This is a genomic window from Pseudomonas fildesensis, assembly GCF_001050345.1.
Classification (GTDB): domain Bacteria; phylum Pseudomonadota; class Gammaproteobacteria; order Pseudomonadales; family Pseudomonadaceae; genus Aquipseudomonas; species Aquipseudomonas fildesensis.
Window position 1 is genome coordinate 178,455 of sequence record NZ_LFMW01000001.1, and the last position, 24,053, is coordinate 202,507.

The following is a 24,053-nucleotide window of genomic DNA, read 5'->3' on the forward strand; positions in this document are numbered from 1 at the left end:
GTCAGGCTCTCCCGAACAGGCCGTAGGGGCGTACCAGAATCACCACGGCCATCGCGCCGTAGATCATCAGGCTCGCACCCTGGGGCCAGAGTGTGGTCATCAGGCTTTGCACCACGCCCACCAGCAAACCGCCGACCAGCGCGCCGCTGAAAGAGCCCATGCCGCCGATCACCACGACAACAAAGGCGATGCCGAGGATTTCCGGGCCGACAAAGGGTTGTGCGCCGCGCAACGGCGCGAACAGCACGCCGGCCATGCCGGCCAGGCCCACGCCGAGGGCGAAGGTCATGGAGAACAGGCGAAAAATATTCGTGCCCAGCAGCGATACGGTTTCGGTGCTTTCGCTGCCGGCGCGCACCAGAGCGCCGAAGCGCGTGCGTTCCAGCAACAGCCACAGGCCCAGGCCCACTAGCCCGGAGAAAACGATAAGGAACAGGCGGTAGTAGGGGTAGACGAAATCACCCACCACCTGCACCCCGCGCAGCAGTTCCGGCACGGCGACACTTTTGCCCACCGGCCCCCAGATCATCACGCTGGCTTCCTGGATGATCAGCGCGATGCCCAGCGTGACCAGAATCTGGAACATGTGCGGCAAGTGATAAATCCGCTGGATCAACAACCGCTCAATCACCCACGCCAGGGCGGCCACCACCAGCGGCGCGATCAGCAGCGCCAGCCAGAAGTTACCGGTGAGGCTCACGGCGGTGTAGCAGATGTAGGCGCCCAGCAGAAAGAACGCGCCGTGGGCAAAGTTGACGAAGTTGAGCAGGCCGAAAATGATCGTCAACCCGACCGCGATCAGGAAGTAAATCATCCCCAACCCCAGGCCGTTGAGGATCTGGAACAGGTAAAGATTAAGCATGCAGGAACCCTCGGCAGGAAGCTGCTCGCGCAGCCCTGCGGTGCAAATAGTCAGGGGGTCAGGCGAGCGTGCAGCCCGTGGCGTCCACCGACGGGAACGATTGGCCGGCGCTGAGCACTTTGGCGAGGTCGTCCTTGTCGGCCATGTCTGCGGCGGCTTTACCGATCAGCAGGTAGTAGTCCTTGATCACCTGATGGTCGCCGGCGCGGATCGATTCCTTGCCGGTGGGGCCTTCGAAACTCAGGCCCTGCATGGCCTTGGCCACGGTCGGCCCGTCGAAGCTACCGGTGGAAATGATGGTGTCGAGCATGACCTTGGTGCTGATGTAATCGGCAGCCAGCGGGTAGGTAGGGTTGATGCCGTACTTGGCCTGGGTCAGCTTGACGAGTTCACGGTTGAGCGGGGTGTCGACCTGGTGCCAGTACTGCGCGCCGAGGTACACGCCTTCGAGGATATCGCTGCCCAGTTCCTGGAACTGATCGAGGCCGGCGGACCACACCAGCAGCACTTTCATGCGCTCCTTGATGCCGAAGTTCACCGCCTGGCGCAGGGTGTTGGACGACTGGCTGCCGAAGTTGAGCAGCACCAGCACGTCGGGTTTGGTGGAGATCGCGTTGGTCAGGTATCCGGAGAATTCCTGTTCCTGCAGCGAATGGTAGCTGTTGCCGACATGTTCCAGGCCGTGTTCCTTGAGCACATTTTTGGCGCCTTCCAGCAAGGCTTCACCGAACACGTATTGCGGCGTGATGGTGTACCAGCGCTTGGCGTCCGGTAGCAGCTTGATCAGCGGCACGATAGTTTCGCGGATCGCGCCGTAGGTGGGCACCGACCAGCGGAAAGTCGCGCGGTTGCAGTCCTTGCCAGTGACTTCATCGGCGCCCACCGGGGTCATGAACACGCCACCGGCCTTGTCCACTTCCTTGGCCACTGCCAGCGCGGATGAGGACAGCGTGCAGCCCTGGAAGAACCGTGCTCCGTCCTGCTGGATCGCTTCCTGGACTTTGCGCACGGCCTTGCCGGCGTTGCCTTCGGTGTCGATGACCTTGTAGTTCAGTGGGCGGCCAAGTATGTCGGGATGCTGTTCCACTGCCAGGCGCGAACCCATGTCGGCAAACTTGCCATAGCTGGCAAACGCGCCAGACATGGACTTGAGGCCGTAAAAGGTAAAGGGCTCGGCGGCGAACGCAGAACGCACGCTCAGCGGAAGGCTGAGGGCGGCGGCTGCGGTGAGGCTGGCTTTCAACAACGTACGACGCTGCATGGGGTGACTCCCTGGTTTAGTTATTGGCAGGAGTAGCAATGGCGATACGGTGGAGCAGGGCCTGTGGGCAGGCCTTTTTATTGAGATGAACGCTGCCCTCGCAGGGGTCAGTGGTGGTGATCGAATTCCAGCAAAAAGTGCGGGCTGACCTGGCCTTCAAGGGCGGTCATGTGGTGTTCGGCGTCGCACATGTGTTCATGCATCAAACTGCGTACGGCGCTTTCATCCCCGGCGCGAAAGGCGTTCAGCAGCTGTTTGTGATAGTCGAGGTTGGCCGCATCGAACTGCTTGCGCTTGGGTTTGTAGGCCTTTTTCAGCACCACCAGGTCGCGCAGCAAGTCGTTGAGAAACTGCGCCATGAAACTCAGCAACGGGTTGGGGCAGGCCTTGGCCAGCAGGTTGTGAAACTCCAGTTCCGCCAGGCGCTGCTCACGTTGACCGGCCTCGCTGTCTTCCGGTGCGCTGCAAAAATCCACGTTGTCCTGCAGGGCCTGGTAGTCGTCTTCGGTCAACCGGCCGAGTACCGACACCGCCAGCTCCACTTCAATAACCTTGCGCAACTGGTACACCTGCTCGCCATCCAGATGCTGGAAGTGCAGGTAATTGCGCAATGCGCGGCTGGCCGGTTCGGTACCCGCCTGGTTCAGGTACGCGCCGCCACTGGGGCCGGTGCGCGTATTCACCAGGCCTTCGACCTCCAGGGCCTTGAGCGCTTCACGGGCCGAGCCCTTGGAGCACTGGAAGCTTTCCATCAGCTCACGCTCGGTGGGCAGGCGGTCGCCGGGCTTCAAGGCATCGGTGACGATGGAGCGCTTGACCGATTCGACAATCACATCGGAGAGCTTCTGGCGTTTGCGTCGCAGCGGTCGAGTCAGCATGGTTTCGATTTATCGTATTAATGCGGATAAATAGCACTTAATAACGATTGGTCCGGGGCGTCAACGCGGTGTGTCGCTTTTGGTATGGATGGGTCGCAAACGAATGCCCAGGCGACTCATTGCACGCTGGCATCGGTGCACACGGTCGAGCGCGGTGGCTTGGTCCCGTACATCAGGTAATCACCCACCCACCGATTCACGCAGGCACTCACCCCGCTGAACGAAACACCGTGCACATAAGCATCCTTGAGCTGCACGCGGCTCGCCGGGAACGTGCGCTCGAAGGCCCAGGCGGCGCCGGTAGCCGGCGTCTGGTCGTCGAATTCGGCTTGCACCATCAACAAACTGTCGAGCTCGGCCAAGGCCTTGTGGGGGAGCGGGTTTGCGATTTTGCGTGGCCACGTGGTGCACTGGCGGGCTTCAAGGGCACTGCCGGCGACGGGGTATTTGGCGAGCGATTCGGATTCTTTCTGTGCCCACTGGTCTTCGCTGGAGTAGACCGAGTCGTTGCACAGGATCGCGGTTTTCACCGAGTCGGCGGCGGACATGCGCAAGGGCCCAGGCTTGGGCACATTGGCCTGTAACGGTTCGCGCACGCGCTGCAACAGCAGGCTGAACATCGACTTGGCGCGGTATTCGATTTCACGGTTCGGGCTGAATGTATACGCGCGGGCACGTGCCTCAAGCGTCAAGTCATCGCTGTCGGGGGACTCTCGCAGCCAGCGACTGAGCAGGTGGGCGCTCATCAGTGCGGCGGGGTCGCTGTAGTAGCGATTGCTGGAGCGTAACGCGGTGCGCACGCTGGGCAGCAGCTCCATGAACAGCCGCCGCACGGCGGCAGGGCTGTCGCCCAGTTGATAGACGCCGGGATCAAGGGCGGCGTGGTTGGCCACGAAGCGTTCGAAAATCTTCTCTTTTTCGCCGGCCACAATGAAGCTGGCGTGCTCGAAGGTGGATGTCCAGTTGATGTTCGAATCCAGCACCATGCGCCCGACATGCGCCGGGTACAGGCCGCCATACCAGGCGCCGAGCCAGGTGCCATAAGCGTTGCCCAGATAGTTGAAGCGCAGCTCGCCCAGTTGCTTGCGAACAAATTCCAGGTCGCGGGCTGTCTGCTCGGTGGTGATGTAGGGCGTGAGCGGATGACTGGCGCAGGCTTGGGCGATCAGCCGCGCGTTGTGGCGCACGGCGGCCAGGTTGGCCTCGCTGCGGTCTTCGCTGACGTCCCCTTGCGGCACGATCTTGCCTTCGGACTGGCACTCCAGGCGCGACCCCTGCGGGCTGCCCAGGCCTCGCGGGGTGACTTCGACCACGTCATAGGTATCGGCCAGCTCGCGGTAAGTGTTGCCCCAGTCGGGTTGCCGGGCGTAATGCTTCCACACGGTTGCCAGGTGCACCGCGAACGCTCCACCGGCATCGAGCCCCGGGCCGCCCGGGTTAGTGAACAGCGCGCCCTGGCGTGCAAGGGGGTGTTTGGCGCCGACGCGCGTGATGTCGAAGCTGATGCTGCCACGCTCAGGGGCGGCGTGGTCAAGGGGCGCGGTGACGATGCCGCATTGGGTACGCTCGATAACTTCCGGGTCCAGGAGTTCGAGTGCGGGCTGTGGGCAATCAAGGAACCATTCGATGCCGAAGGGTGAAGGTTGCGTTGCAGAATGGCCGGCGGCGGGTGCGAGGGCGGCTAGCAGCATCAGGCAATGGACGGCCGTAACGCTTGCAGCTGGAAGGGATTTCATCTGCGGTCCTGGTCAGTCGTGTGGGGAACAGAAGCCACTGTTGTGGCATCTGTTTCGAGGCGACTTTTTTACCAAGGACCGCTAGACGATTAATGTAGGAAGAAAAAACAGCTTATGTACGAAACACGACTTTCGTTTATCAGATGTCGGATTTCCAGCCGCCACCCAACGCCTTGTACAACGCAATGCTGGCTTGCAGGCGCGACAGTCGCAACTGCACGTTCAAGTCCTGGGCGGCGTACAGGGTGCGTTGGGTTTCGAGAACCGTCAGCAAGTCCTCGGCGCCGGCCTGGTAGCGGCTTTCAGCGATCTGGAACGCCGTCTGCGCGTGTTGCAGTTCTTCGGTTTGCCATTGGCGCTGCTGGTCGAGACGCGTGATGCTGCTGAGCGACTTCTCCACATCGGCAAAGCCGTTGATGATTGCGCCGCGATAGGTTTGCAGCAGTTCGTCCTGGCGTGCGCGGGCTTTGTCGCGCTCGGCGCTTAGGCGGCCGTTGTTGAAGATCGGTCCTACAAGGCCTGCCGTCAGTGTGTAGTAGGGGCTGCGCAGCAGCTCTGCCGCCTTGTACGCGTCGGAGCCGAGGGTGGCGCCGAGGGTCACGGCGGGCAGCATGGCCGCCCGGGCGACCGTGACATCGGCTTGCGCCGCCGCCAGCTCGGCTTCGGCCTTGGCGAGATCGGGGCGACGGCTCAGCAGTTGGCTGGGCACACCCGCGCCGATACTTGGCCAGGTCAGCGCCTGGAACGGCTCCGCGCCCAGGTCCAGGGCCTGCACCGGTTGGCCGAGGAGGGCGGCGAGGGTGATTCTCGAGTCTTCGGCCAGTTGTTGAATCAGCGGCAATTGCCGTTGCTGGCTGGCTACCAGGCTTTTCTGCTGGGCCAGTTCCAGTGCCGTGGCGGAGCCGGCGTCGTAGCGGGTCTGCACCAGGCTGAGCACGTTGCGCGCATTGGCCAGGTTCAGCTCGGCGATCTGCTGGCGCTGGCGTGCGGCGAGGGTTTGCGCATAACGGTCGGCGACGTTGCCGAGCAGGGTCAGTTCCACGGTGGCCTGGTCGGATTCACTGGCGCGCAGGCTGTAGAGTGCGCTGTCGCGTGCGGCGGCGCGGCCGCCCCAGAAATCCACTTCATAACTGGCGGTGAAATTGGCGCCGAAGTTGCTGACGGCGTCATCGCTTTGCGACGCATCCAGGTCCGGGCCACCGTTGCCGCGCAGCAACTTCTGGTGGCTGGTGGTGAGGTTGAGTTTCACCTCCGGCAACAGCGGCGCCCCGGCAATCACCGCCGTCGCCTGGGCCTGGCGGACGCGGGCCATGGCGGCGGCCACGTCGAAACTGTCACGGCGGGCCTGGTCGATCAGGCGATTGAGTTGCGGGCTGCCGAATTGCGTCCACCACTGCTGGTTGGTGGCTTGGGCCGCTTTACGTTCGGCAAATTGCCAGGCGGCGGGCGGTGCGATACCGCTGTCGACGGTGGGCGAGTTGCCGGCGCAGGCGTTGAGCAACAGGCACAGGCTGAGCACCGACAGGTGCGGGGTGAGGGCGCGTTTATTCACTGGTCAATGCCTTAACCGGATCGAGCCGGGCAGCTTTACGGGCCGGCATAAAGCCGAATACGACGCCGGTGACCAGCGCACAGCCAAACGCGCCGAGCACCGCCACCAGGGAAAATTGCACCGCGACCTTGACCAGCACCAGCACGCCGCCCACCAGTAGCGCCAGGGCGATACCGCACAGGCCACCGACCACCGAGAGCATCACCGCCTCGGTGAGGAACTGGCGCAGGATGTCGCGCTGGCGTGCGCCGGTGGCCATGCGGATGCCGATTTCGCGGGTGCGTTCGCGCACGGTCATCAACATGATGTTCATCACGCCAATGCCGCCCACCAGCAGGGAAATCGCGGCAATCGAGCCGAGCATCAGCGACAGGGTGTTTTGCGTGCGGGCCTCGGCCTGGATCATCGCGGCGTTATTGGTGAGCTGGTAGTCACGCTTGCCGTTATGCAGACGCAGCATTAACTGGTCGATGGCCACTTCGGCCTCATGCACCTTGCGTGCATCGGCGGCGGCAATCGCCACGTATTCGGGGTTGTAGGTGCCGAACAGGCGCACGCTGGCAGCGGTGTAGGGGATGGCGACGCGGTCGTCGCTGTCTTTGTTGCCGGAGCTTGAGCCTTTTTCCGCCAGCACCCCGATGACCTGGAAGGGCACGTTTTCGATCAGGATGTACTGGCCGATCGGGCTGCCCAGGCCCTTGAACAGTTTCTCGCGGATGCGATGGCCGATCACCGCAACCGTGGCGCCGGCGCGCTCGTCGGCCTCGGTGAAGTAGCTGCCCTCGACCACCGGCCAGTTGAAAATTTCCGGGAAGTTGACGTCGTTGCCGCCCACATAGGCCAGGTAGTCCTGGTTGCCGAAGCGCACCCCGGCGTCGCTGCCATTGACCGGCATGATGCGCTTGACCTGAGGCAACGCCGCCAGGGCCGCGACATCATTGAGCGTCACGATACCCAGCGGCGTGCGCGGGTTGGGCGACGAGCCGCTCAGGTAGATGATGTTGGAACCAAACGCGCCCATCTGCGCCATGACCTGGCGCTTGCTGCCTTCGCCCACCGCCAGCATCACCACCACCGACGCCACGCCGATGATGATCCCGAGCAAGGTCAGCGCGGTGCGAAAGCGGTTGATCCACATCACTCGCCACGCGGCCTGCACTGCGTCCACCAGTTCGGCCTTCCAGGCGCCGTTGTGTTCGGCGCCGTCGGCCAGGCGCTGGCGCAGGTCCACGGCTTGCAGCGCGTTGCTGTTGGCCGTTGCCGGCACGTAGGTGTCACTGTCGGCGGAGTCGCTGATGATCAGGCCATCGCGAATCTCGATGATGCGGTTGGCCCGCGCCGCCACTTCGCGGTCGTGAGTGATCAGAATAACCACGTGGCCCTGGCTCGCCAGTTCGTCCAGCAACGCCATGACCTCGGCACCGCTGTGGCTGTCGAGTGCACCAGTGGGTTCGTCGGCCAGGATGATATGGCCGCCGTTCATCAGTGCGCGGGCAATCGACACCCGTTGCTGTTGGCCTCCGGACAGTTGATGCGGACGGTTGCCGGTGCGCTCGGCCAGGCCCAGGCGGGTCAGCAAGGCGTTGGCACGGGCATGGCGTTCGGCGGCGCTGATACCGGCATAGATCGCCGGCATCTCGACGTTTTCCTGGGCCGAACCCGACGGAATCAGGTGGTAGCCCTGGAACACAAAACCAAAGGCTTCACGGCGCAGCCAGGCGAGTTCGTCGCTGTCCAGTTGCGCGACGTTTTCCCCGGCGAACAGGTAGTCGCCGACGGTGGGCCGGTCGAGGCAGCCGAGGATATTCATCAGCGTGGATTTGCCGGAACCCGAGGCGCCGACGATGGCGACAAATTCCCCGGCATGGATCGACAGGTCGATGCCGCGCAACACGTCGACCTGCGGGCTGTCGCCGCCGCCGTAGGACTTGCGGATGTTCTTGAGTTCAATCAGCGGCGTGGTCAACTCAACCTCCACTGCCGTCGACCGGGCCGATCAGCAGGTGATCGCCTTCGTTGAGCCCGTCGAGTATCTCGACGCGCAGGCGGTCGCTGATCCCCAGGCGCACTTCGCGCTCCTCGATACGGCCTTTATCCGTGACCACACGGGCGATTTGCTTGTCGGCACTCGACGTCCCCAGCAGCGCGGCGACCGGTGCCGTAAGGGCATCCTTGACCTGGCTGGCGACGAAAAATACCTGGGTTGTCATCTCGGCCATCAAGGCGTTGTCGGTGTTGTCCACGTCCAGCAGCACGGTGTACAGCACCACGCGGCCGGTGCCGCTTTTGCTCGCGCTGCTGGGGCTGCCGCTGCCTTGGGTTTCGTTCAACGGCTTGGGCGGGATCGGCAGGATCTGCCGCACGGTGCTGGTCCAGCGACGGTTGCCGCCGCTGAGGGTGGTGAAATAGGCGGTCATGCCGGGTTTGACGTGGCCGATGTCGGCTTCCGACACCTCGGCCCACACGGTCATCGGCGACAACTTGGCGATGCGCAGGATCAGCGGGGTCTGCTGCTGGGCGTTGAGGGTCTGGCCGACTCGCGCATCCACCGCGACCACGGTGCCGGTCATCGGCGCGAAGATGCGCGTGTAACCCAGCTCTGCCTCGTCACTGCGCAGGCTGGCCTGGGCCTGCAGTATTTGCGCCTGAAACATATTGACCCGGGCCTGGGTAGCGCTCAGCTCGGCCTTGGCGGTTTGCACGTCTTCCTCGCGGGTGGCGTTGCCGGCGGCCAGGCGCTGTTGGCGCTGATATTTCTGACGGGCCAGTTCGTGCTGGGCCTTTTGCTCCTGCAACTGGGCCTTGAGGTTTTCGATGGCGTAGCGGCTGGCGTCGAGCTTGGCTTTTTGCGTCGAGGGGTCGATCTCGACCAGCAGTTGGCCTTCCTGCACCTGGTCGCCTGCTTCGACGTGGATCTTGCGGATCTGCCCGGACGCCTGGGCGCCCACATCCACATAGCGGCGCGGTTGCAGGGTGCCCAGGGCGGTGACGCTGTTTTCAATGTTGCCGCGCGTGACGGTAACGGTAGCCAGGTTGTCGCGGCCCGAAGGCAGCACCTGCCAGGCGGCGACGGCGACGATGGGAATCAGGCACGCGACAACAAGCAGGGCGCGTCGAGCGGGGCGAGGGCGTTTCATGCTTTGGTTCCAGCCAGGAAAGTTCGGGCCGCAGTTGCGGGGAGCTGACAGTTAAACGAGAGAATTGCCCGGAGATTTAGGCTGTTACACAAGCGGATACAGCTCTGTTGAATAAAAAAAACGTCCTTTGGTGCAAGACTTCTTTAAAAGTAGATGAGAATTACTATAAATTGCAGGCACTCAAACTGCCATCATTGAATGGCCTGTCGTCATTAAACATTCAAGGGCCTAATACCGCCGCCGGGCGGTCGGGAGTCATGTTGGAAAACTACTATCGCGAGCTGGTGTGTTTCCTCAACGCCAAGCTGGGCAACCGTCAGGTGGCCGAAGATGTGGTGCATGACGCTTATGTGCGAGTGCTGGAGCGTTCCAGCGACACTCCCATCGACCAGCCCCGCGCTTTCTTGTACCGCACGGCGCTGAACCTGGTGATCGACGGCCACCGGCGCAACGCCCTGCGTCAGGTCGAGCCGCTCGACGTGCTGGACAGCGAAGAGCGATTCTCCAGCTACTCGCCCCACGCCAGCCACGATCAGGCACAGCGCCTGGAGATGCTCGAACGCGCCCTGGCCGAGTTACCGAGCGCCTGTCGCGACAGCTTCCTGCTGCGCAAACTCGACGGCCTGACCCACCTGCAAATCGCCGAACACCTGAGCATTTCCCGCAGCCTGGTGGAGAAACACATCGTCAACGCCATGAAGCACTGCCGGGTGCGGATGCGCGAGTGGGACGCCCACTGATCAATGATCCGTTAAATTTTATTTCACTGTCCTCGTTTCCTATCAACACATGACCTGTTGTTCAGGTCGTGAAGGTATTCCCGCCCCACCGCCAAGGGGCTTATCCAGAGGACACTGGAATGACACAGGCAATTGCGTCCCCCGCGGTTCACGACCTGATCGGTATCGGTTTCGGCCCTTCGAACCTGGCGCTGGCCATCGCCCTGCAGGAGCGTGAAAAGGCCCAGGGCAAACTGGACGTGCTGTTTCTCGACAAGCAGGCCGACTACCGCTGGCACGGCAATACCCTGGTGACCCAGAGCGAACTGCAGATTTCCTTCCTCAAGGACCTGGTGACCCTGCGCAATCCCACCAGCCCGTACTCCTTCGTCAATTATCTGAAAGCCCACGACCGCCTGGTGGACTTCATCAATCTGGGCACCTTCTACCCGTGCCGCATGGAATACAACGACTACCTGCGCTGGGTCGCGGGGCAGTTCCAGGGCCAGGCGAACTACGGCGAGGAAGTGCTGGCAATCGAGCCGATCCTGCATCAGCAACAAGTTGAAGCGCTGCGCGTGATCTCCCGCGATGCGCTGGGCGAGCAGCATGTGCGCACCACGCGTTCGGTGGTGGTCAGCGCCGGCGGCACGCCACGTGTGCCCGACGCGTTCAAGGGCCTCAAGGATGATAGCCGCGTTTTCCACCATTCCCAGTACCTGGCGCGCATGGCCCAGCAGCCGTGTGTCGACGGCAAGGCGATGCGCATTGCGGTGATCGGCGGCGGCCAGAGCGCGGCCGAAGCCTTTATCGACCTGAATGACAGCTTCCCATCGGTGCAGGTCGACATGATCCTGCGGGGTTCGGCGCTCAAGCCGGCGGATGACAGCCCGTTCGTCAACGAAGTGTTCTCGCCGGCGTTTACCGACCTGGTGTTCCAGCAAGTCGGTGCCGAGCGTGAACGCCTGGTCGCCGAGTACCAGAACACCAACTACTCGGTGGTGGACCTGGACCTGATCGAACGCATCTACGGCATCTTCTACCGCCAGAAAGTCTCCGGCATCGCCCGCCAGGCCTTCCGCACCATGACCGTGGTGGAGAAGGCCACCGCCGGCCCGCTGGGCATCGAACTGGCGCTGCGCAACAACGCCACCGGCGAAACCAGCGTCAGTCACTACGACGCGGTGATCCTTGCCACCGGCTACGAGCGCCAGATGCACCGAGAATTGCTGGCGCCGCTGGAAGCCTATATGGGTGACTTCGAGGTGGCGCGCGACTACCGCATCGTGACCGATGAGCGCTGCAAGGCAGGTATCTACATCCAGGGGTTCAGCCAGGCCAGCCATGGTTTGAGCGATACCCTGCTGTCGGTGCTACCGATTCGCGCGGATGAGATTGCGGCGTCGCTCTATGAGCATGATCGGCATCGTGGCCAGGCACGCTCGGTGCAGGACCTGCTGCTCGCCACCGCTAGTTGACGAACTGCGTTCAAGCTACAAGCTTGTAGCTTGTAGCTTGTAGCTGCCCTCTGATACTGTATATAAAACCAGTATCGGTAACCCTCCATGCAGTTGATCGAAAAACTCAGCATTCTTGCCGACGCCGCCAAGTACGACGCTTCCTGCGCCAGCAGTGGCGCGCCCAAGCGCAGTTCCGAGGGCAAGGCGGGGCTGGGTTCCACCGATGGCATGGGCATCTGCCACAGCTACACGCCGGATGGTCGCTGTGTGTCGTTGCTCAAAGTGTTGCTGACCAACTTCTGCCTCTACGACTGCCAATATTGCGTCAACCGCCGCTCCAGCGACGTGCCCCGCGCACGCTTCAGCCCGGAGGAGGTGGTCACCCTGACCCTGGATTTCTACCGGCGCAACTGCGTCAGCGGACTGTTCCTCAGCTCCGGCATCATCCGTTCGGCCGACTACACCATGGAGCAGTTGGTGCGGGTGGCCAAACTGCTGCGCGAAGAGCATGACTTTCGCGGCTATATCCACCTCAAGACCATCCCCGAAGCCGACCCGGCGCTGATTACCGAGGCCGGGCGCTACGCCGATCGCCTCAGCGTGAACATCGAACTGCCCACCGACGCCAGCCTGCAGACCCTGGCGCCCGAGAAGCAGATCGTTTCGATCAAGCAGGCCATGCAGACCATCTACATCGGCGAACAGACCGTGCTCAACGAGCCGCGCGCACCGCGTTTCGCCCCGGCCGGGCAGAGCACGCAAATGATCGTCGGCGCCGACGACACCGACGACAGCACGATCCTCCATGGCGCCGAGGCGTTGTACGGCAATTTCAAACTGCGCCGCGTGTATTACTCGGCGTTCAGTCCCATCCCCAACAGCCCGAAAAGCGTGCCCCTGGCCGCGCCGCCGCTGATGCGCGAACACCGTTTGTACCAGGCGGATTTCCTGCTGCGCAGTTACGGCTTCAGCGCGGGCGAGCTGTTTGAAGGCCCCGGCCACCTGGCGCTGGACATCGACCCCAAGCTTGCCTGGGCCCTGGAGCACCGCGACGTGTTCCCCCTGGACCTCAATCGCGCCGAACCTACCCTCATCGCGCGTATTCCGGGGATTGGCCTGCGCACCACCCAGCGCCTGGTCGACCTGCGCCGTGAGCGCAAGATCCGCTTCGAAGACCTGGCGCGCATGCGCTGCGTGCTGGCCAAGGCCAAGCCGTTTTTCATCACCAGCGACTACCACCCGCAACAGGCCGACAGCACCAGCGTGTTGCTGCGCGAACAACTGCGCGACCGTCCGCAGCCGCAGCAAATGGGGTTGTGGGGATGATCAGCCTGGAATGTGACAACCTGTTCAGTACGTGGCGCGAACAGGCGCGCTGGCTGCTCAGCCATCAGGTCGACCCCAGCCAGGTGAGTTGGGGCGAGGCGGAAGTGGCTGACCTGTTTGCCACCGACGAGTCTATTCCCGAAGGGCTTGGGCCGTTTCAGGCACGCATTCCCAAGGCGCTGCTGGAGCTGCTCGAGTCAGCCGCCTGTTACCACGGCGACCAGCGCTGGAGCCTTTTGTATGAAGTGTTGTGGCGGGTCAGCCATGGTGATCGCACGGCGATGCTGGCGGGGGACAAGCTGGGCAGCGAACTGCAGCGGCGCATCAAACAGGTGAGTCGCGAGGCGCATCACCTGCACGCGTTTGTACGGTTTGTTGCGCTGCCGGCGCAGGCGGGTCAGGAGTTACCGGAGTACGTGGCCTGGCATGAGCCGGCCCATGACATTCTGAAATCCGCCAGCCAGCATTTTATCGGGCGCATGGGGCGTCATCGCTGGATGATTGCGACGCCGCTGGACGGGGTTTATTACGACGGCGAACAATTGATTCATCAACGCCAATGCCCCGAGGCGTGGCAGCAACTGGCGCAGAATGTCGAAGACCCTCACAGCGCCATGTGGCTGACTTATTACAGCCACATCTTCAACCCGGCGCGGTTGAACCCCAAGGTGATGGAAGGGCACTTACCGAGCCGGTTCTGGAAGAATTTGCCGGAGGGCAAGTTGATCCCTGGGTTGATCAGCGAGGCGCGCACGGGCAAGCAGCGGGATGGGCAGGCGAAGTTGATTGGGGGGCGGCAAGGTAAGAAAATCTTAAGTGGGCACCGTTAAAAATGTGGGAGGGGGCAAGCTCCCTCCCACATTGAATCTCCAGTGTTTGTGGGAGTGGGGTTCAGGCCAGCTCAGTCGCCGTGTTCTTCACCACTGCCAACTCCGGATGCGCCACCAGCTTGTCAATGTGCAACTCGTCATTGTTCAGCCAGATTTCCGACACCACCCGGTAGTGCTCCATGTCGCGGCAGCGCATCCTCAGGCTGTAGTCGAATGGCCCACTGATTAGCTGGCATTCGAACACCTGCGGGCAGGCTTTGATGCAGGCTTCGAAAGCCTTCTGCGCCGAGCGCCCGCTCTGGTTGGACAAGGCCACCAGCACCAGCAACGACAACCCCGGCGAGACCATCTGTACGTCGATGATCGCGCCATAGCCACGGATCACCCCGCGCCGCTCCAGTTTGCGCACCCGCTCCAGGCAGGGCCTGGGAGTGAGGTGCACCAGCGACGAAAGTTTTTCGTAGGTGATGCGCCCCTGGTGGCGCAGCACGTCGATGATTGCCTCATCGATGCGATCCAGCGCAGGGGAAGAATGGGGTCCGTTGGCCTTGGTATCCATGGGGTTCACTTCAAACGGTTGGAAAGAAATTGCTGCAAGCGTTCGCTGTTGGGGTGATCGAGAATCTCGGCGCCGCCTTGTTCTTCGACCCGGCCCTGGTGCAAAAACAGCACTTGGCTGGACACCTGGCGGGCAAAGCCCATTTCGTGGGTGACCATCAGCATGGTACGACCTTCCTCAGCCAACGTCTGTATGACTTTGAGGACTTCTCCTACAAGCTCCGGGTCCAGGGCAGACGTGGGTTCGTCGAACAGAATAATCTCCGGCTCCATTGCCAAGGCTCGCGCGATGGCCACGCGCTGCTGTTGGCCACCGGAGAGGAACGCCGGGTATTGATCCGCCACGCGGCCGGGCAAGCCGACCTTGTCCAGGTACATCCGTGCGCGTTTTTCTGCCTCGACTGCGCTGACGCCCAGCACCCGGCGCGGGGCCATGGTGATGTTTTCCAGCACGGTCATGTGGCTCCACAGGTTGAAATGCTGGAACACCATGGCCAGGCGCGTACGCAGGTTTTGCAGTTGTGCCTGGTGCGGCGCGCGGGTACCGGCGCGGCCTTGCTGCATTTCGATGCTGATGCCGTCCAGGGTGATCACCCCGGCGTCCGGCTGTTCGAGAAAGTTGATGCAGCGCAGCATCGTGCTTTTGCCGGAACCGCTGGCGCCGATCAGGCTGATCACATCGCCATTGCGCGCGTTGAGGGAAACGCCCTTGAGCACTTCGTGGTCGCCGTAGCGTTTGTGGATGCCTTCGACCTGAAGCTTGATGGCAGCGGCCTGTGTGGTGGTTTGGGCAGTGGGTACATCAACAGGATAAGCGGCCAGGGCCTGCGCGGACTGATTCATGGGTTAGCCTCGGGTAGGAACAAGAAAACGCATCCAGCGACGTTCGGCCAGTCGAAACAGGCCCACCAGTGCAAAGGACAGCAGCATGTACAGGAGGGCGGCGATACCGAAGGCCTGGAACGTCAGGAACGTCTCGGCATTCGCATCGCGAGCCACTTTGAGGATGTCGGCGACGGTGGCGGTAAATGCCAGCGACGTGGCGTGCAGCATCAGGATCATTTCATTGCTGTAGGCCGGCAATGCACGGCGCAGCGCGGCGGGGACCACCACAAACAGGTTCAGGCGCCAGCCGTGCAGGCCATAGGCCCGCGCTGCTTCGATTTCGCCGTGGGGGATATTGCGGATCGCCCCGGCGAAGATTTCCACGGTGTAGGCGCAGGTGTTGAGCACAAACGCCAGCAGGGTGCAGTTCAGCGCATTGCGGAAAAACTGGTTGAGCAGCGCGTTGTCCTGCACCACCTCCAGGCTGTACAGCCCGGTGTAGCAAATCAGCAGTTGGATATACAGCGGCGTGCCACGGAACAGGTAGGTGTAGACCTCCACCGGCCAGCGCAGCCAGAAGTGCTCCGAGACGCGGGCGAGTGCCAGGGGGATCGACAGGCAAAACCCGAACACCACCGAAACAATGAACAGCCACAGGGTCATCGCCACCCCGGACAAGCCCGCACCATCGCTGAACAGGTAGGCCAGGCCGTATTGCTGGAACAGTTCGATCATCGCGCCATCCCCTTGATGCCGAGGTTGTAGCGCCGTTCGAGGCGCTTGAAGATGCGGTTGGAGAGGGTGGTGATCACCAGGTACACCAGGCCCGCGAGGATCAGGAAGTACAGTGGTGAGTGGGTGGTCTTGCCGGCGTTCTGCGCGGCTTTGACCAGGTCCGACAGGCCGATGATCGACACCAGTGCGGTGGACTTGAGCAGCACCAGCCAGTTATTGCCAAGGCCCGGCAGGGCGAAGCGCATCAACTGCGGGAACAGCACCAGGTGAAAACGCTGCCAGCGGCTCAGGCCGTAGGCGGTCGCGGCTTCCAGTTGGCCGACCGGTACGCTGAGGATCGCACCGCGAAAGTTCTCGGTGAAATACGCGCCGTAGATAAAGCCCAGGGTGACCACCCCGGCGGTAAACGGGTCGATTTCAAAATAGTCCCAGCCGAAGCTTTCGGTCAGGTCGTTCAGCAACAGTTGCAGGCTGTAGAAAATCAGCAGGATCAGCACCAGGTCGGGCACGCTGCGAATCAGCGTGGTGTAGAGCGTGGCAGGCACGCGCAGCCATTTGGCACTGGAGAGCTTGGCGCTGGCGGCCAGCAGGCCCAGTGTGAGGCTCAGGGTCAGCGCGAGGAACGCCAGCTTGAGCGTCATCCAGGCACCCTGGGCCAGCATCGGGCCGTAGCCTTGCAGATTAAGGAATTCGTTCATGGAGGGAGATCTCTAAAGGCCGCAGACATCCCCTGTAGGCGCCGGCGTTCTGTGGCGAGGGAGCTTGCTCCCGTTGGGCTGCGAAGCGGCCCTGCTATTTTGGGAGCGCTTCGCACTCCAGCGCGAGCAAGCTCGCTCGCCACAGAAAGGCGGTTCCTACAAGGTGAGGGGGTTACTCGTTGTAGATGTCTTGATCGCCGAAGTACTTCTTCTGGATCTGTGCGTAGGTGCCATCGGCCTGCACGGCGGCGATGCCCTTGTTGATCAGCGCGCGCAATTGCTGATCGTTCTTGCGCAGGCCCATGGCGATGTCCAGGGGTAGGGTCGGGTCCTTGAAGGCCGGTCCGGTCTTGAAGTCGGCGCCTTCAGGCTTGGACAGGAAGTTGAGCTGGGCTTCCAGTTTGTCGGTCAGGGTGGCGTCGAGGCGGCCGTTTTGCAGGTCGGCGTAGTTCTGCTCCTGGGACTGGTAAGCCTTGATCTGGGCGCCGAGCTTGGCCAGGTGCGCGCGGGCATAGGCTTCCTGCAGCGAGCCCTGGAGCACGCCGACTTGTTTGCCTTTCAACGATTCCGGGGTGTCGCCAAAGTCGGCGCTCTTGCGGGTAATCACTGACGTAGGGCTGAGGAACAGCCGGTCGGTGAAGTCGATGACTTTTTCGCGCGCCGGGGTCACGGCCATGGACGACATGATCGCGTCGAACTTGCGCGCACGCAGGGCGGGGATCATGCCGTCGAATTCGTTGTGCACCCAGGTGCACTTGACTTCGAGCTTGGCGCAGATGGCGTTGCCCAGCTCGATATCGAAGCCTTGCAGGCTGCCGTCGGCGGCCACGGATTCGAAGGGTGGGTATTCGGGGAACACGCCGAAGCGGATTTCTTTCCAGTCCTGGGCGTGGGCGGCGCTGGCGCACAGTGGCAACAACAATGCAGCGAAGAGTGATCGCAGTGGAGTCATGTGGAGTCCCTATATTTTGTAATTGATGTCAGGGCAGTAAAAAGGGTGCAGCTTGCATTCATTTGGTGACTCTTTGGTCAGGCTCAGAATGCTTCATGATGGTGCGTTTTTTGTGTCGTTTGGCGGGTGGTTAAAGCGCGAATTGCGCTGTTAAAACAGGCAATGCAGCGGAATCGGCTGTTGCACCCGCTGAATCGGCTTTTCATCCCTGAAAGTCTGGCCTGCCCCAGGCGCAAAGCGGCAGGCCAGAGCGGTCTCAGGCGCGCTTTTTCTGCTGTGTAGCGGGTTGTTGCGCCAGGCGCGCGAACAGGTTTTTCGGGTCGGCAAGGTCCGGCACCAGTTCCAGTTCGCTGCCTACGTCCAGCGCCTTGGCCACGTCCAACACGTATCGCAGGGCCGAATAGTCTTCGATGGCAAAACCTACTGAATCGAACAGGGTGATCTGGCGCTCATTCTCGCGACCGGGTTGCTGGCCGTTGATCACTTGCCACAGCTCGGTCACCGGTGAGTCTTCCGGCATGTGCTGGATTTCACCTTCGATGCGGCTTTGCGGTTCGTACTCGACGATCACGCGGGCGCGCTCGACGATGCGTCGGTCCAGCTCGGTCTTGCCGGGGCAGTCGCCGCCGACGGCGTTGAGGTGCATGCCCGGCTCGATCATCTCGTCGGTGAGGATGGTTGCGTAGGCCTTGTCGGCGGTGACGGTGGTGACAATGTCTGCACCTTTCACCGCTTCAGCCACGCTGCCGGCCAGGATCACCTTGATTGCCGGGAAGGCCTTGAGGTTGGCTGCCAGTTTGGCAGTGGCCTTGGCGTCGATATCGAACAGGCGGATCTCATTGATGCCGAGCATCGCGTGGAAGGCCAGGGCCTGGAATTCGCTCTGCGAACCGTTGCCGATCAGCGCCATGCTGCGGCTGTTCTCACGGGCCAGGTAGCGGGCGACCAGGGCCGAGGTGGCGGCAGTGCGAATCGCGGTGGTCAGGGTCATTTCCGCCAGCAGCACCGGTTTGCCGGTGTCCACGTCGCCCAAGGCACCAAAGGCCATCACGGTGAGCATGCCGGCCAGGGTGTTTTTCGGGTGGCCGTTGACGTACTTGAACGCATACAGCGAGGCGTCAGACACCGGCATCAGCTCGATCACGCCATCGGGCGAGTGGTTGGCCAGGCGCGCGCATTTTTCGAAGTCGTGCCAGCGCAGGTAGTCGGCACGGATGTATTCGGCCATCTCGGTGATGCAGGTTTGCAGGCCTTTTTGCGAGACAAGGTAGCTGAGATCGTTGACGTCGATGTAACGGGTCATGGCAAGACTCCTTATTGAAATGAGGGACGGGCCGGCAGATGCACTTCGGCCAGCATGCAGCGGGCACTGCCGCCGCCGATGCGTTCGATGTTGTCGATGTTCACCACCACTGGCCGCGTGTGGCGTTCCACATGCTGGCGCTGGGCGGGTTGCAGGGCAGCCCAGGCGCTGGCAGACATCACCAGCAGCGGCTGGCCGTCGCGGTCATGGACTTCGAGCATGTTGCCGGCGAAGGCTTCCAACTGGTCGAAGTCGAGGGCGACGATGTCCTTGCCGGTGTCGCGCAGCGAGCGCTCAAGGGCCTGGCGCTCGTCGGCGTCGGGCAGGGCTTGCAGGCACACCACCGAGAGGTCGCGGCCGACGCTCATCATCACGTTGCTGTGGTAGATGGGGGCGTGGTGGCGGTCGACGGCGTGAAACACACACAGCTGGTAGCCGAGACGTTCGGCGAACTGGCGCAGGGCGTCCTGGTGAGTGCGCCCCGAATGGCAGGCGTAGCTGATGCGGTGCTGGCGGTCGAGCACCATGCTGCCGGTGCCTTCGAGGAAGATGTTCTGTTGTTCGAGGTGGCTCAGGTCAATGGTGTCCTTGATTGCAAAGCGTTGCTCCAGCACTTGCAGCACGCCCTTGTTGCGCTCCAGCCGGCGGTTCTGACCTTCCATCGGGTACAGCACCAGGCTGCCGTCGGCGTGGCTGCTCCACCAGTTGTTGGGGAAGATCGAATCCGGTGTGTGGGGCGCCGGGGTGTCTTGCACCACCAGCACTTCCACGCCGTGTTGGCGCAGGGTGTCGACATAGCCGTCGAACTCTTCCAGCGCTTTCTGCTGTGCGGCGAGTGGGTCGAGGGGCGGGCGTTGGAAGCGGTTATTGACCGCGGTGTCCGGGTTGAAGGCAAAGCGCGCCGGGCGAATCATCAGGACGGTGTTAGTGGTTTGCATGGGTGCACGGGTCCACGGGTTGAGCAGTGCGCTTATTTTGTGGCTTGTGCGGAATGAATCCCGGCTGAAACCGAGGGGTGGCTCAGCCGGGAAAGCTGAAAAGGTGGGTGTGGCAGCCGAATCGGCTGTGCGGATCGTATGAAGATCAAAACTGTATGATCGTTCCTACGCTCTGCGTGGCAACGATCAGTATCCGTGTTAGGAAGGAGGAATCATGTCTACCGTCGTTCGTATTGCCCAGGCAGCCGATGCCGAAGGCATCAGCCAGGTCATCCTGGCGGCCTTGCACAGCAGCAATGCGCGGGATTACCCGGCGGATGTGATTGCCCGAGTGGCGAGTAACTTCACGCCGGATGCGGTGCTGGCATTGCTCACGCGCCGAGTCGTGCTGGTGGCGGTCCAGGACCAGGCCATCGTCGCCACGGCCGCCCTTGACGCTAACGTGGTGCGCTCGGTGTTCGTCAACCCGGCGTTGCAAGGGCAGGGCATTGGTCGCCTGTTGATGATCGAAATCGAACTGCGCGCGCGCGAAGCGGGGGTGACGACACTGAGTGTGCCGTCCTCGCTGACCGCCGAGCCGTTCTACACCAAGCTGGGGTTTCACACCGTGCGCGATGTCTACCACGGCAACGAACGTACGTTGGTGATGGAAAAAGCCCTGTCCTCGCGCCACCCCATCGGCCCGTATCGCGACCGCCAGCACCGCGCACAGGTGGTTGCCTTGTGGCAGGAGGCTTTTGGCTATGACACCGCCCATAACCTGCCGACCCTGGCGATTGACAAGAAGCTTGCGGTCAACGATGGGCTGTTTTTTGTGGCAATGGACAAGAAAACCGTGATCGGCAGCATCCTCGCCGGGTACGACGGGCATCGTGGCTGGCTGTATTCGGTGGCGGTGCACATGGACTATCGGCGCCAGGGCCTGGGCGCTTCCCTGGTGCGGCATGCGGAGCAGGCGCTGACCGCCTTGGGCTGCATGAAGATCAACCTGCAGATCACCAGCGGCAATGACGCGGTGGTGGGGTTCTACGAGGCGTTGGGGTATGGGGTGGAACCGAGGATCAGCATGGGCAGGAAGATCGCGCAGAACATTGATGGCTGAAGAGCATGGCCGCTGCCCGCCTGGTCATACTCGCCATCCACCGCGGTTATTTGTTCGCAGGTTTCTTTTTCTTCTTGCGCTTGTCGTAAGCGCTCATTTTGGTGAACGCATTCGCCACGGCTAAAAACAGTTTTTTGTCGTCGTCATCGTAGTCGCCATCGCCGTCGGCATCGTCCGGGGCTGAGGTTTTGTCGTAAACGCCATCCTGTTTGCTGGACGAGGCATAGACCGCCCAATCAAGCACGTTGTTGATGTAGATTTCCATGAGGACTTCCTTGAAGCCGCCGTTCTCGATGTCTTCTTTTGAAAGTCTCAGTTCATAGGTAGCCATAACGTCACCGGGTTGTATTGGGAAAGGAACTTCACACTAGGTGCCCGGGTTTTTACCGTCTACTGTCAACCTTGACAGGTGGGTGCCGATCCAGTGCCCATAAACGCAAAAAGCCCATCCACCGGTGACGGTGGATGGGCTCTTGGTGGACGCAGAAGTGTTACATCATCAAACTTTGACGATCCAGCCCGCTGGCGCTTCAACGTCGCCGGTCTGCACACCGGTCAGCTCTTTATAGAGCTTCTGGGTGATCGGGCCGACTTCGGTCTCGCTGTGGAACACGTGCAGCTTGCCGTTGTACTGGATGCCGCCGATTGGCGAAATCACGGCAGCAGTACCGCAGGCACCGGCTTCCTTGAAGTCGCCCAGCTTGTCGATGAACACTTCACCTTCGACTACTTTCAGGCCCAGGCGGGTCTGGGCCAGTTCGATCAGCGACAGGCGGGTGATGCCTGGCAATACCGAAGGTGACTTCGGTGTGATGAACTGGTTGTCGTGGGTGATCCCGAAGAAGTTGGCCGAGCCGACTTCTTCGATTTTCGAGTGGGTCATCGGGTCCAGGTAGATCGCATCGGCGAAACCGTCTTTTTTCGCTTCGGAGCCTGGCATCAAGCTGGCGGCGTAGTTGCCACCGACCTTGGCGGCACCGGTGCCCTGTGGCGCGGCGCGGTCGAAGGTGGAGATCTGGAAGTTGTGCGGTACCAGGCCGCCTTTGAAGTAGGCACCGACCGGGATCGCGAACACCGAGAAGATGAACTCCGGCGCGGTACGCACGCCGATGTTGTCACCGGTGCCGATCACGAACGGGCGCAGGTACAGCGCGCCGCCGCTGCCGTACGGCGGGATGAACCGCTCGTTGGCCTTGACCACTTGTTTGCAGGCGTCGATGAACGCCTCGGTCGGCACATGCGGCATCAGCAGGCGGGCACAGCTGCGTTGCATGCGCGCGGCGTTCTGGTCCGGGCGGAACAGGTTGATCGAACCGTCCTTGCAGCGGTATGCCTTGAGGCCTTCAAAGCACTGCTGGCCGTAGTGCAGGGCGGTGGAGCCCTCGCTGATGTGCAGCACGTTGTCGTCGGTCAGGGTGCCTTCTTGCCATTCGCCGTTTTTCCAGACTTGGAGAAACCGCTTGTCGGTCTTGATGTAGTCAAAACCCAGCTTGTCCCAATTGATGCTTTCGTTACCCATGACACCCTCTATCTCTGGTCAACCGCCTGGTCGAAAGCAGGCTTGTCGGTTTTTTTTCTGGATGGGCGCAACAATACTTCATTCCGCGGTTGGTCTTCCAGTTGCATGCCGTCCGTGTAGGAGCCGGCTTGTTGTGGCGAGGGAGCTTGCTCCCGTTCGGCTGCGCAGCAGTCGTTAGCTTTTTGGGGGCGCTTCGCACCCCAACGGGAGCAAGCTCCCTCGCCACAAAAGCCAGGCGCTTCCTACAGGGTAGTCCGCCCCTTCCTGCATAAAAGCTCGGCCTACATATGGAGGGCGTGGCCCAGGGCCCGCAGCGCGGCTTCCTGGACGGCTTCGCCGAGGGTCGGGTGGGCGTGGATGGTGCCGGCCACGTCTTCCAGGCGCGCGCCCATTTCCAGGCTCAGGCCGAAGGCGGTGGACAGTTCCGAGACGCCCACGCCGACGGCTTGCCAGCCGACGATCAGGTGGTTGTCACGCCGCGCCACCACCCGTACGAAGCCGGTTTTCGACTCCAGGGTCATGGCCCGGCCATTGGCCGCGAACGGGAAGCTCGACACGATGCAGTCCAGGCCGGCCGCCTTGGCTTCGTCGGGGGTCTTGCCGACCACCACCAGTTCCGGGTCGGTAAAACACACCGCCGGGATCGCTGCCGGGTTGAATTCGCGGGTTTTACCGCTGATCAGTTCGGCAACCATTTCGCCCTGGGCCATGGCCCGGTGCGCCAGCATCGGCTCGCCGCTCAGGTCGCCGATGGCCCATACGTTGCGCATGCTGGTCTGGCAGCGGCTGTCGATCTTGATCGCCGCGCCGTTCATGTCCAGGTTCAGCGCTTCGAGGTTCCAGCCCTGTGTGTTGGGTTTGCGACCAACGGCCACCAACACCTGGTCGGTTGCCAGCGACAAGGTGTCGCCATCCGGATCGCGTACTTGCAGGCTGTTGTGCTCAAAACCGGTCACGCTGTGCTTGAGGTACAGCTTCACCCCCAGTTGCTTGAGGGAATCGGCCACCGGTTGCGTCAGCTCGGCATCGTAGGCTGGCAGGATCCGGTCCTGCGCCTCGACCACACTGACTTCGGCACCGAGCTTGCGGTAGGCAATGCCCAGCTCCAGGCCGATATAACCACCGCCCACCACAATCAGGCGCTTGGGCACACGAGTCGGCGCCAGGGCTTCGGTGGAGGAGATGATCGGCCCGCCAATCGGCAGCATCGGCAGGTTGACGCTTTTCGAACCGGTGGCCAGCAACAGGTGTTCGCACTGGATGCGCTGGTCGCCGACGTCGACGGTCTTGCCGTCGACCACCTTGGCCCAGCCCTGGATCACCTGCACCTTGTGTTTCTTCAGCAGTGCGGCGACACCGGTGGTCAGGCGATCAACGATGCCGTCTTTCCACTCGACGCTTTTGCGGATGTCCAGGGTCGGCACATCGACCTCGATGCCCAACTGCGAACCCTGGCTGTGGTGCACGGTTTGCTGGAACTGTTCGGCCACATGGATCAGCGCCTTGGACGGGATGCAGCCGATATTCAGGCAGGTGCCGCCCAACGACTGGCCTTCCACCAGGATAGTCGGGATGCCCAGTTGGCCGGCGCGAATAGCGGCCACATAACCGCCAGGGCCGCCGCCGATAATCAGCAGCGTGGTGTGCAATGTCTGAGTCATG

At 62.1% G+C, this 24,053-nt stretch carries 22 protein-coding genes; 5 read left to right on the forward strand and 17 right to left on the reverse strand.

The window, feature by feature from the left end; genetic code table 11:
• Position 1 precedes the first annotated feature (1 nt).
• The 7 genes from ACR52_RS00910 to ACR52_RS00940 all read right to left on the reverse strand — a co-directional run bounded on the left by ACR52_RS00910 (position 2) and on the right by ACR52_RS00940 (position 9,426).
• The gene (locus ACR52_RS00910; protein ID WP_048719453.1) at positions 2–862 is read right to left on the reverse strand and encodes a branched-chain amino acid ABC transporter permease; all 861 of its coding nucleotides are present in this window, start codon (positions 860–862) and stop codon (positions 2–4) included.
• Between the two features lie 58 nt (positions 863–920).
• Positions 921–2,123, reverse strand: coding sequence for an ABC transporter substrate-binding protein (locus ACR52_RS00915; RefSeq protein WP_048719455.1), 1,203 nt, complete (start codon positions 2,121–2,123; stop codon positions 921–923).
• Positions 2,124–2,230: 107 nt separating this feature from the next.
• Entirely contained in the window at positions 2,231–3,001 is a 771-nt protein-coding gene (locus ACR52_RS00920; RefSeq protein ID WP_048719457.1) for a FadR/GntR family transcriptional regulator, read from the reverse strand.
• 116 nt (positions 3,002–3,117) lie between these two features.
• Positions 3,118–4,737, reverse strand: a complete 1,620-nt coding sequence (locus tag ACR52_RS00925; protein ID WP_082143073.1) for an alpha/beta fold hydrolase — start codon at positions 4,735–4,737, stop codon at positions 3,118–3,120.
• Between the two features lie 139 nt (positions 4,738–4,876).
• A complete protein-coding gene (locus ACR52_RS00930; protein WP_048719459.1) occupies positions 4,877–6,289 on the reverse strand; it encodes an efflux transporter outer membrane subunit in 1,413 nt (470 codons plus the stop codon).
• Positions 6,282–8,255 carry a MacB family efflux pump subunit gene (locus tag ACR52_RS00935; RefSeq protein ID WP_048719461.1) on the reverse strand — a complete coding sequence of 658 codons (1,974 nt, stop codon included), beginning with the start codon at positions 8,253–8,255 and terminating at the stop codon, positions 6,282–6,284. Before ACR52_RS00935 ends, ACR52_RS00930 begins: the two co-directional genes overlap by 8 nt.
• Position 8,256: 1 nt before the next feature.
• The gene (locus tag ACR52_RS00940; RefSeq protein ID WP_048719463.1) at positions 8,257–9,426 is read right to left on the reverse strand and encodes an efflux RND transporter periplasmic adaptor subunit; all 1,170 of its coding nucleotides are present in this window, start codon (positions 9,424–9,426) and stop codon (positions 8,257–8,259) included.
• 257 nt (positions 9,427–9,683) lie between these two features.
• On the opposite strand from ACR52_RS00940, the gene ACR52_RS00945 reads away from it, so the two are divergent.
• The 4 genes from ACR52_RS00945 to ACR52_RS00960 all read left to right on the forward strand — a co-directional run bounded on the left by ACR52_RS00945 (position 9,684) and on the right by ACR52_RS00960 (position 13,761).
• Positions 9,684–10,166, forward strand: coding sequence for a sigma-70 family RNA polymerase sigma factor (locus ACR52_RS00945; protein WP_048719465.1), 483 nt, complete (start codon positions 9,684–9,686; stop codon positions 10,164–10,166).
• A 119-nt stretch (positions 10,167–10,285) separates the two neighbouring features.
• Positions 10,286–11,623, forward strand: coding sequence for a lysine N(6)-hydroxylase/L-ornithine N(5)-oxygenase family protein (locus ACR52_RS00950; protein WP_048719467.1), 1,338 nt, complete (start codon positions 10,286–10,288; stop codon positions 11,621–11,623).
• Positions 11,624–11,710: 87 nt separating this feature from the next.
• Positions 11,711–12,931, forward strand: coding sequence for a putative DNA modification/repair radical SAM protein (locus tag ACR52_RS00955; RefSeq protein WP_048719472.1), 1,221 nt, complete (start codon positions 11,711–11,713; stop codon positions 12,929–12,931).
• Positions 12,928–13,761, forward strand: coding sequence for a TIGR03915 family putative DNA repair protein (locus tag ACR52_RS00960; RefSeq protein WP_048719473.1), 834 nt, complete (start codon positions 12,928–12,930; stop codon positions 13,759–13,761). The genes ACR52_RS00955 and ACR52_RS00960 overlap by 4 nt, the downstream gene beginning before the upstream one ends.
• A gap of 61 nt (positions 13,762–13,822) precedes the next feature.
• Here ACR52_RS00960 and ACR52_RS00965 read toward each other — a convergent pair whose 3' ends face one another.
• The 7 genes from ACR52_RS00965 to ctlX all read right to left on the reverse strand — a co-directional run bounded on the left by ACR52_RS00965 (position 13,823) and on the right by ctlX (position 19,770).
• Positions 13,823–14,320, reverse strand: a complete 498-nt coding sequence (locus ACR52_RS00965; RefSeq protein ID WP_048719474.1) for an Lrp/AsnC family transcriptional regulator — start codon at positions 14,318–14,320, stop codon at positions 13,823–13,825.
• A 5-nt stretch (positions 14,321–14,325) separates the two neighbouring features.
• Entirely contained in the window at positions 14,326–15,162 is an 837-nt protein-coding gene (locus ACR52_RS00970) for an ABC transporter ATP-binding protein (protein WP_048719475.1), read from the reverse strand.
• A 3-nt stretch (positions 15,163–15,165) separates the two neighbouring features.
• Complete coding sequence (locus ACR52_RS00975) at positions 15,166–15,879, reverse strand: ABC transporter permease (protein ID WP_048719476.1); 714 nt, start codon at positions 15,877–15,879, stop codon at positions 15,166–15,168.
• On the reverse strand, positions 15,876–16,577 hold the full coding sequence (locus tag ACR52_RS00980; protein ID WP_048719479.1) for an ABC transporter permease: 702 nt from the start codon (positions 16,575–16,577) through the stop codon (positions 15,876–15,878). Before ACR52_RS00980 ends, ACR52_RS00975 begins: the two co-directional genes overlap by 4 nt.
• A gap of 172 nt (positions 16,578–16,749) precedes the next feature.
• On the reverse strand, positions 16,750–17,529 hold the full coding sequence (locus tag ACR52_RS00985; RefSeq protein ID WP_048719481.1) for an ABC transporter substrate-binding protein: 780 nt from the start codon (positions 17,527–17,529) through the stop codon (positions 16,750–16,752).
• A gap of 256 nt (positions 17,530–17,785) precedes the next feature.
• On the reverse strand, positions 17,786–18,832 hold the full coding sequence (locus ACR52_RS00990) for an ornithine cyclodeaminase (protein ID WP_048719482.1): 1,047 nt from the start codon (positions 18,830–18,832) through the stop codon (positions 17,786–17,788).
• Between the two features lie 11 nt (positions 18,833–18,843).
• Entirely contained in the window at positions 18,844–19,770 is a 927-nt protein-coding gene (gene ctlX / locus ACR52_RS00995) for a citrulline utilization hydrolase CtlX (RefSeq protein ID WP_048719483.1), read from the reverse strand.
• 214 nt (positions 19,771–19,984) lie between these two features.
• Here ctlX and ACR52_RS28985 point away from each other — a divergent pair, with 214 nt between their 5' ends.
• A complete protein-coding gene (locus tag ACR52_RS28985; protein ID WP_082143074.1) occupies positions 19,985–20,872 on the forward strand; it encodes a GNAT family acetyltransferase in 888 nt (295 codons plus the stop codon).
• A gap of 46 nt (positions 20,873–20,918) precedes the next feature.
• Here ACR52_RS28985 and ACR52_RS01010 read toward each other — a convergent pair whose 3' ends face one another.
• The 3 genes from ACR52_RS01010 to lpdA form a co-directional block, all read right to left on the reverse strand.
• Complete coding sequence (locus ACR52_RS01010; RefSeq protein ID WP_048719486.1) at positions 20,919–21,203, reverse strand: hypothetical protein; 285 nt, start codon at positions 21,201–21,203, stop codon at positions 20,919–20,921.
• A 168-nt stretch (positions 21,204–21,371) separates the two neighbouring features.
• Positions 21,372–22,391 carry a branched-chain amino acid aminotransferase gene (locus tag ACR52_RS01015; RefSeq protein WP_048719487.1) on the reverse strand — a complete coding sequence of 340 codons (1,020 nt, stop codon included), beginning with the start codon at positions 22,389–22,391 and terminating at the stop codon, positions 21,372–21,374.
• Between the two features lie 281 nt (positions 22,392–22,672).
• The gene (lpdA, locus tag ACR52_RS01020) at positions 22,673–24,052 is read right to left on the reverse strand and encodes a dihydrolipoyl dehydrogenase (protein WP_048719489.1); all 1,380 of its coding nucleotides are present in this window, start codon (positions 24,050–24,052) and stop codon (positions 22,673–22,675) included.
• Between the last annotated feature and the right edge of the window lies 1 nt (position 24,053).

Excerpts from the sequence above, each read along its gene's own strand:
- ACR52_RS00910 (WP_048719453.1), bottom strand. The coding sequence starts at position 862 with ATGCTTAATCTTTACCTGTTCCAGATCCTCAACGGCCTGGGGTTGGGG.
- ACR52_RS00915 (WP_048719455.1), bottom strand. The coding sequence starts at position 2,123 with ATGCAGCGTCGTACGTTGTTGAAAGCCAGCCTCACCGCAGCCGCCGCC.
- ACR52_RS00920 (WP_048719457.1), bottom strand. The coding sequence starts at position 3,001 with ATGCTGACTCGACCGCTGCGACGCAAACGCCAGAAGCTCTCCGATGTG.
- ACR52_RS00925 (WP_082143073.1), bottom strand. The coding sequence starts at position 4,737 with ATGAAATCCCTTCCAGCTGCAAGCGTTACGGCCGTCCATTGCCTGATG.
- ACR52_RS00940 (WP_048719463.1), bottom strand. The coding sequence starts at position 9,426 with ATGAAACGCCCTCGCCCCGCTCGACGCGCCCTGCTTGTTGTCGCGTGC.
- ACR52_RS00945 (WP_048719465.1), top strand. The coding sequence starts at position 9,684 with ATGTTGGAAAACTACTATCGCGAGCTGGTGTGTTTCCTCAACGCCAAG.
- ACR52_RS00950 (WP_048719467.1), top strand. The coding sequence starts at position 10,286 with ATGACACAGGCAATTGCGTCCCCCGCGGTTCACGACCTGATCGGTATC.
- ACR52_RS00955 (WP_048719472.1), top strand. The coding sequence starts at position 11,711 with ATGCAGTTGATCGAAAAACTCAGCATTCTTGCCGACGCCGCCAAGTAC.
- ACR52_RS00960 (WP_048719473.1), top strand. The coding sequence starts at position 12,928 with ATGATCAGCCTGGAATGTGACAACCTGTTCAGTACGTGGCGCGAACAG.
- ACR52_RS00965 (WP_048719474.1), bottom strand. The coding sequence starts at position 14,320 with ATGGATACCAAGGCCAACGGACCCCATTCTTCCCCTGCGCTGGATCGC.
- ACR52_RS00970 (WP_048719475.1), bottom strand. The coding sequence starts at position 15,162 with ATGAATCAGTCCGCGCAGGCCCTGGCCGCTTATCCTGTTGATGTACCC.
- ACR52_RS00975 (WP_048719476.1), bottom strand. The coding sequence starts at position 15,879 with ATGATCGAACTGTTCCAGCAATACGGCCTGGCCTACCTGTTCAGCGAT.
- ACR52_RS00980 (WP_048719479.1), bottom strand. The coding sequence starts at position 16,577 with ATGAACGAATTCCTTAATCTGCAAGGCTACGGCCCGATGCTGGCCCAG.
- ACR52_RS00985 (WP_048719481.1), bottom strand. The coding sequence starts at position 17,529 with ATGACTCCACTGCGATCACTCTTCGCTGCATTGTTGTTGCCACTGTGC.
- ACR52_RS00990 (WP_048719482.1), bottom strand. The coding sequence starts at position 18,832 with ATGACCCGTTACATCGACGTCAACGATCTCAGCTACCTTGTCTCGCAA.
- ctlX (WP_048719483.1), bottom strand. The coding sequence starts at position 19,770 with ATGCAAACCACTAACACCGTCCTGATGATTCGCCCGGCGCGCTTTGCC.
- ACR52_RS28985 (WP_082143074.1), top strand. The coding sequence starts at position 19,985 with ATGTCTACCGTCGTTCGTATTGCCCAGGCAGCCGATGCCGAAGGCATC.
- ACR52_RS01010 (WP_048719486.1), bottom strand. The coding sequence starts at position 21,203 with ATGGCTACCTATGAACTGAGACTTTCAAAAGAAGACATCGAGAACGGC.
- ACR52_RS01015 (WP_048719487.1), bottom strand. The coding sequence starts at position 22,391 with ATGGGTAACGAAAGCATCAATTGGGACAAGCTGGGTTTTGACTACATC.
- lpdA (WP_048719489.1), bottom strand. The coding sequence starts at position 24,052 with ATGACTCAGACATTGCACACCACGCTGCTGATTATCGGCGGCGGCCCT.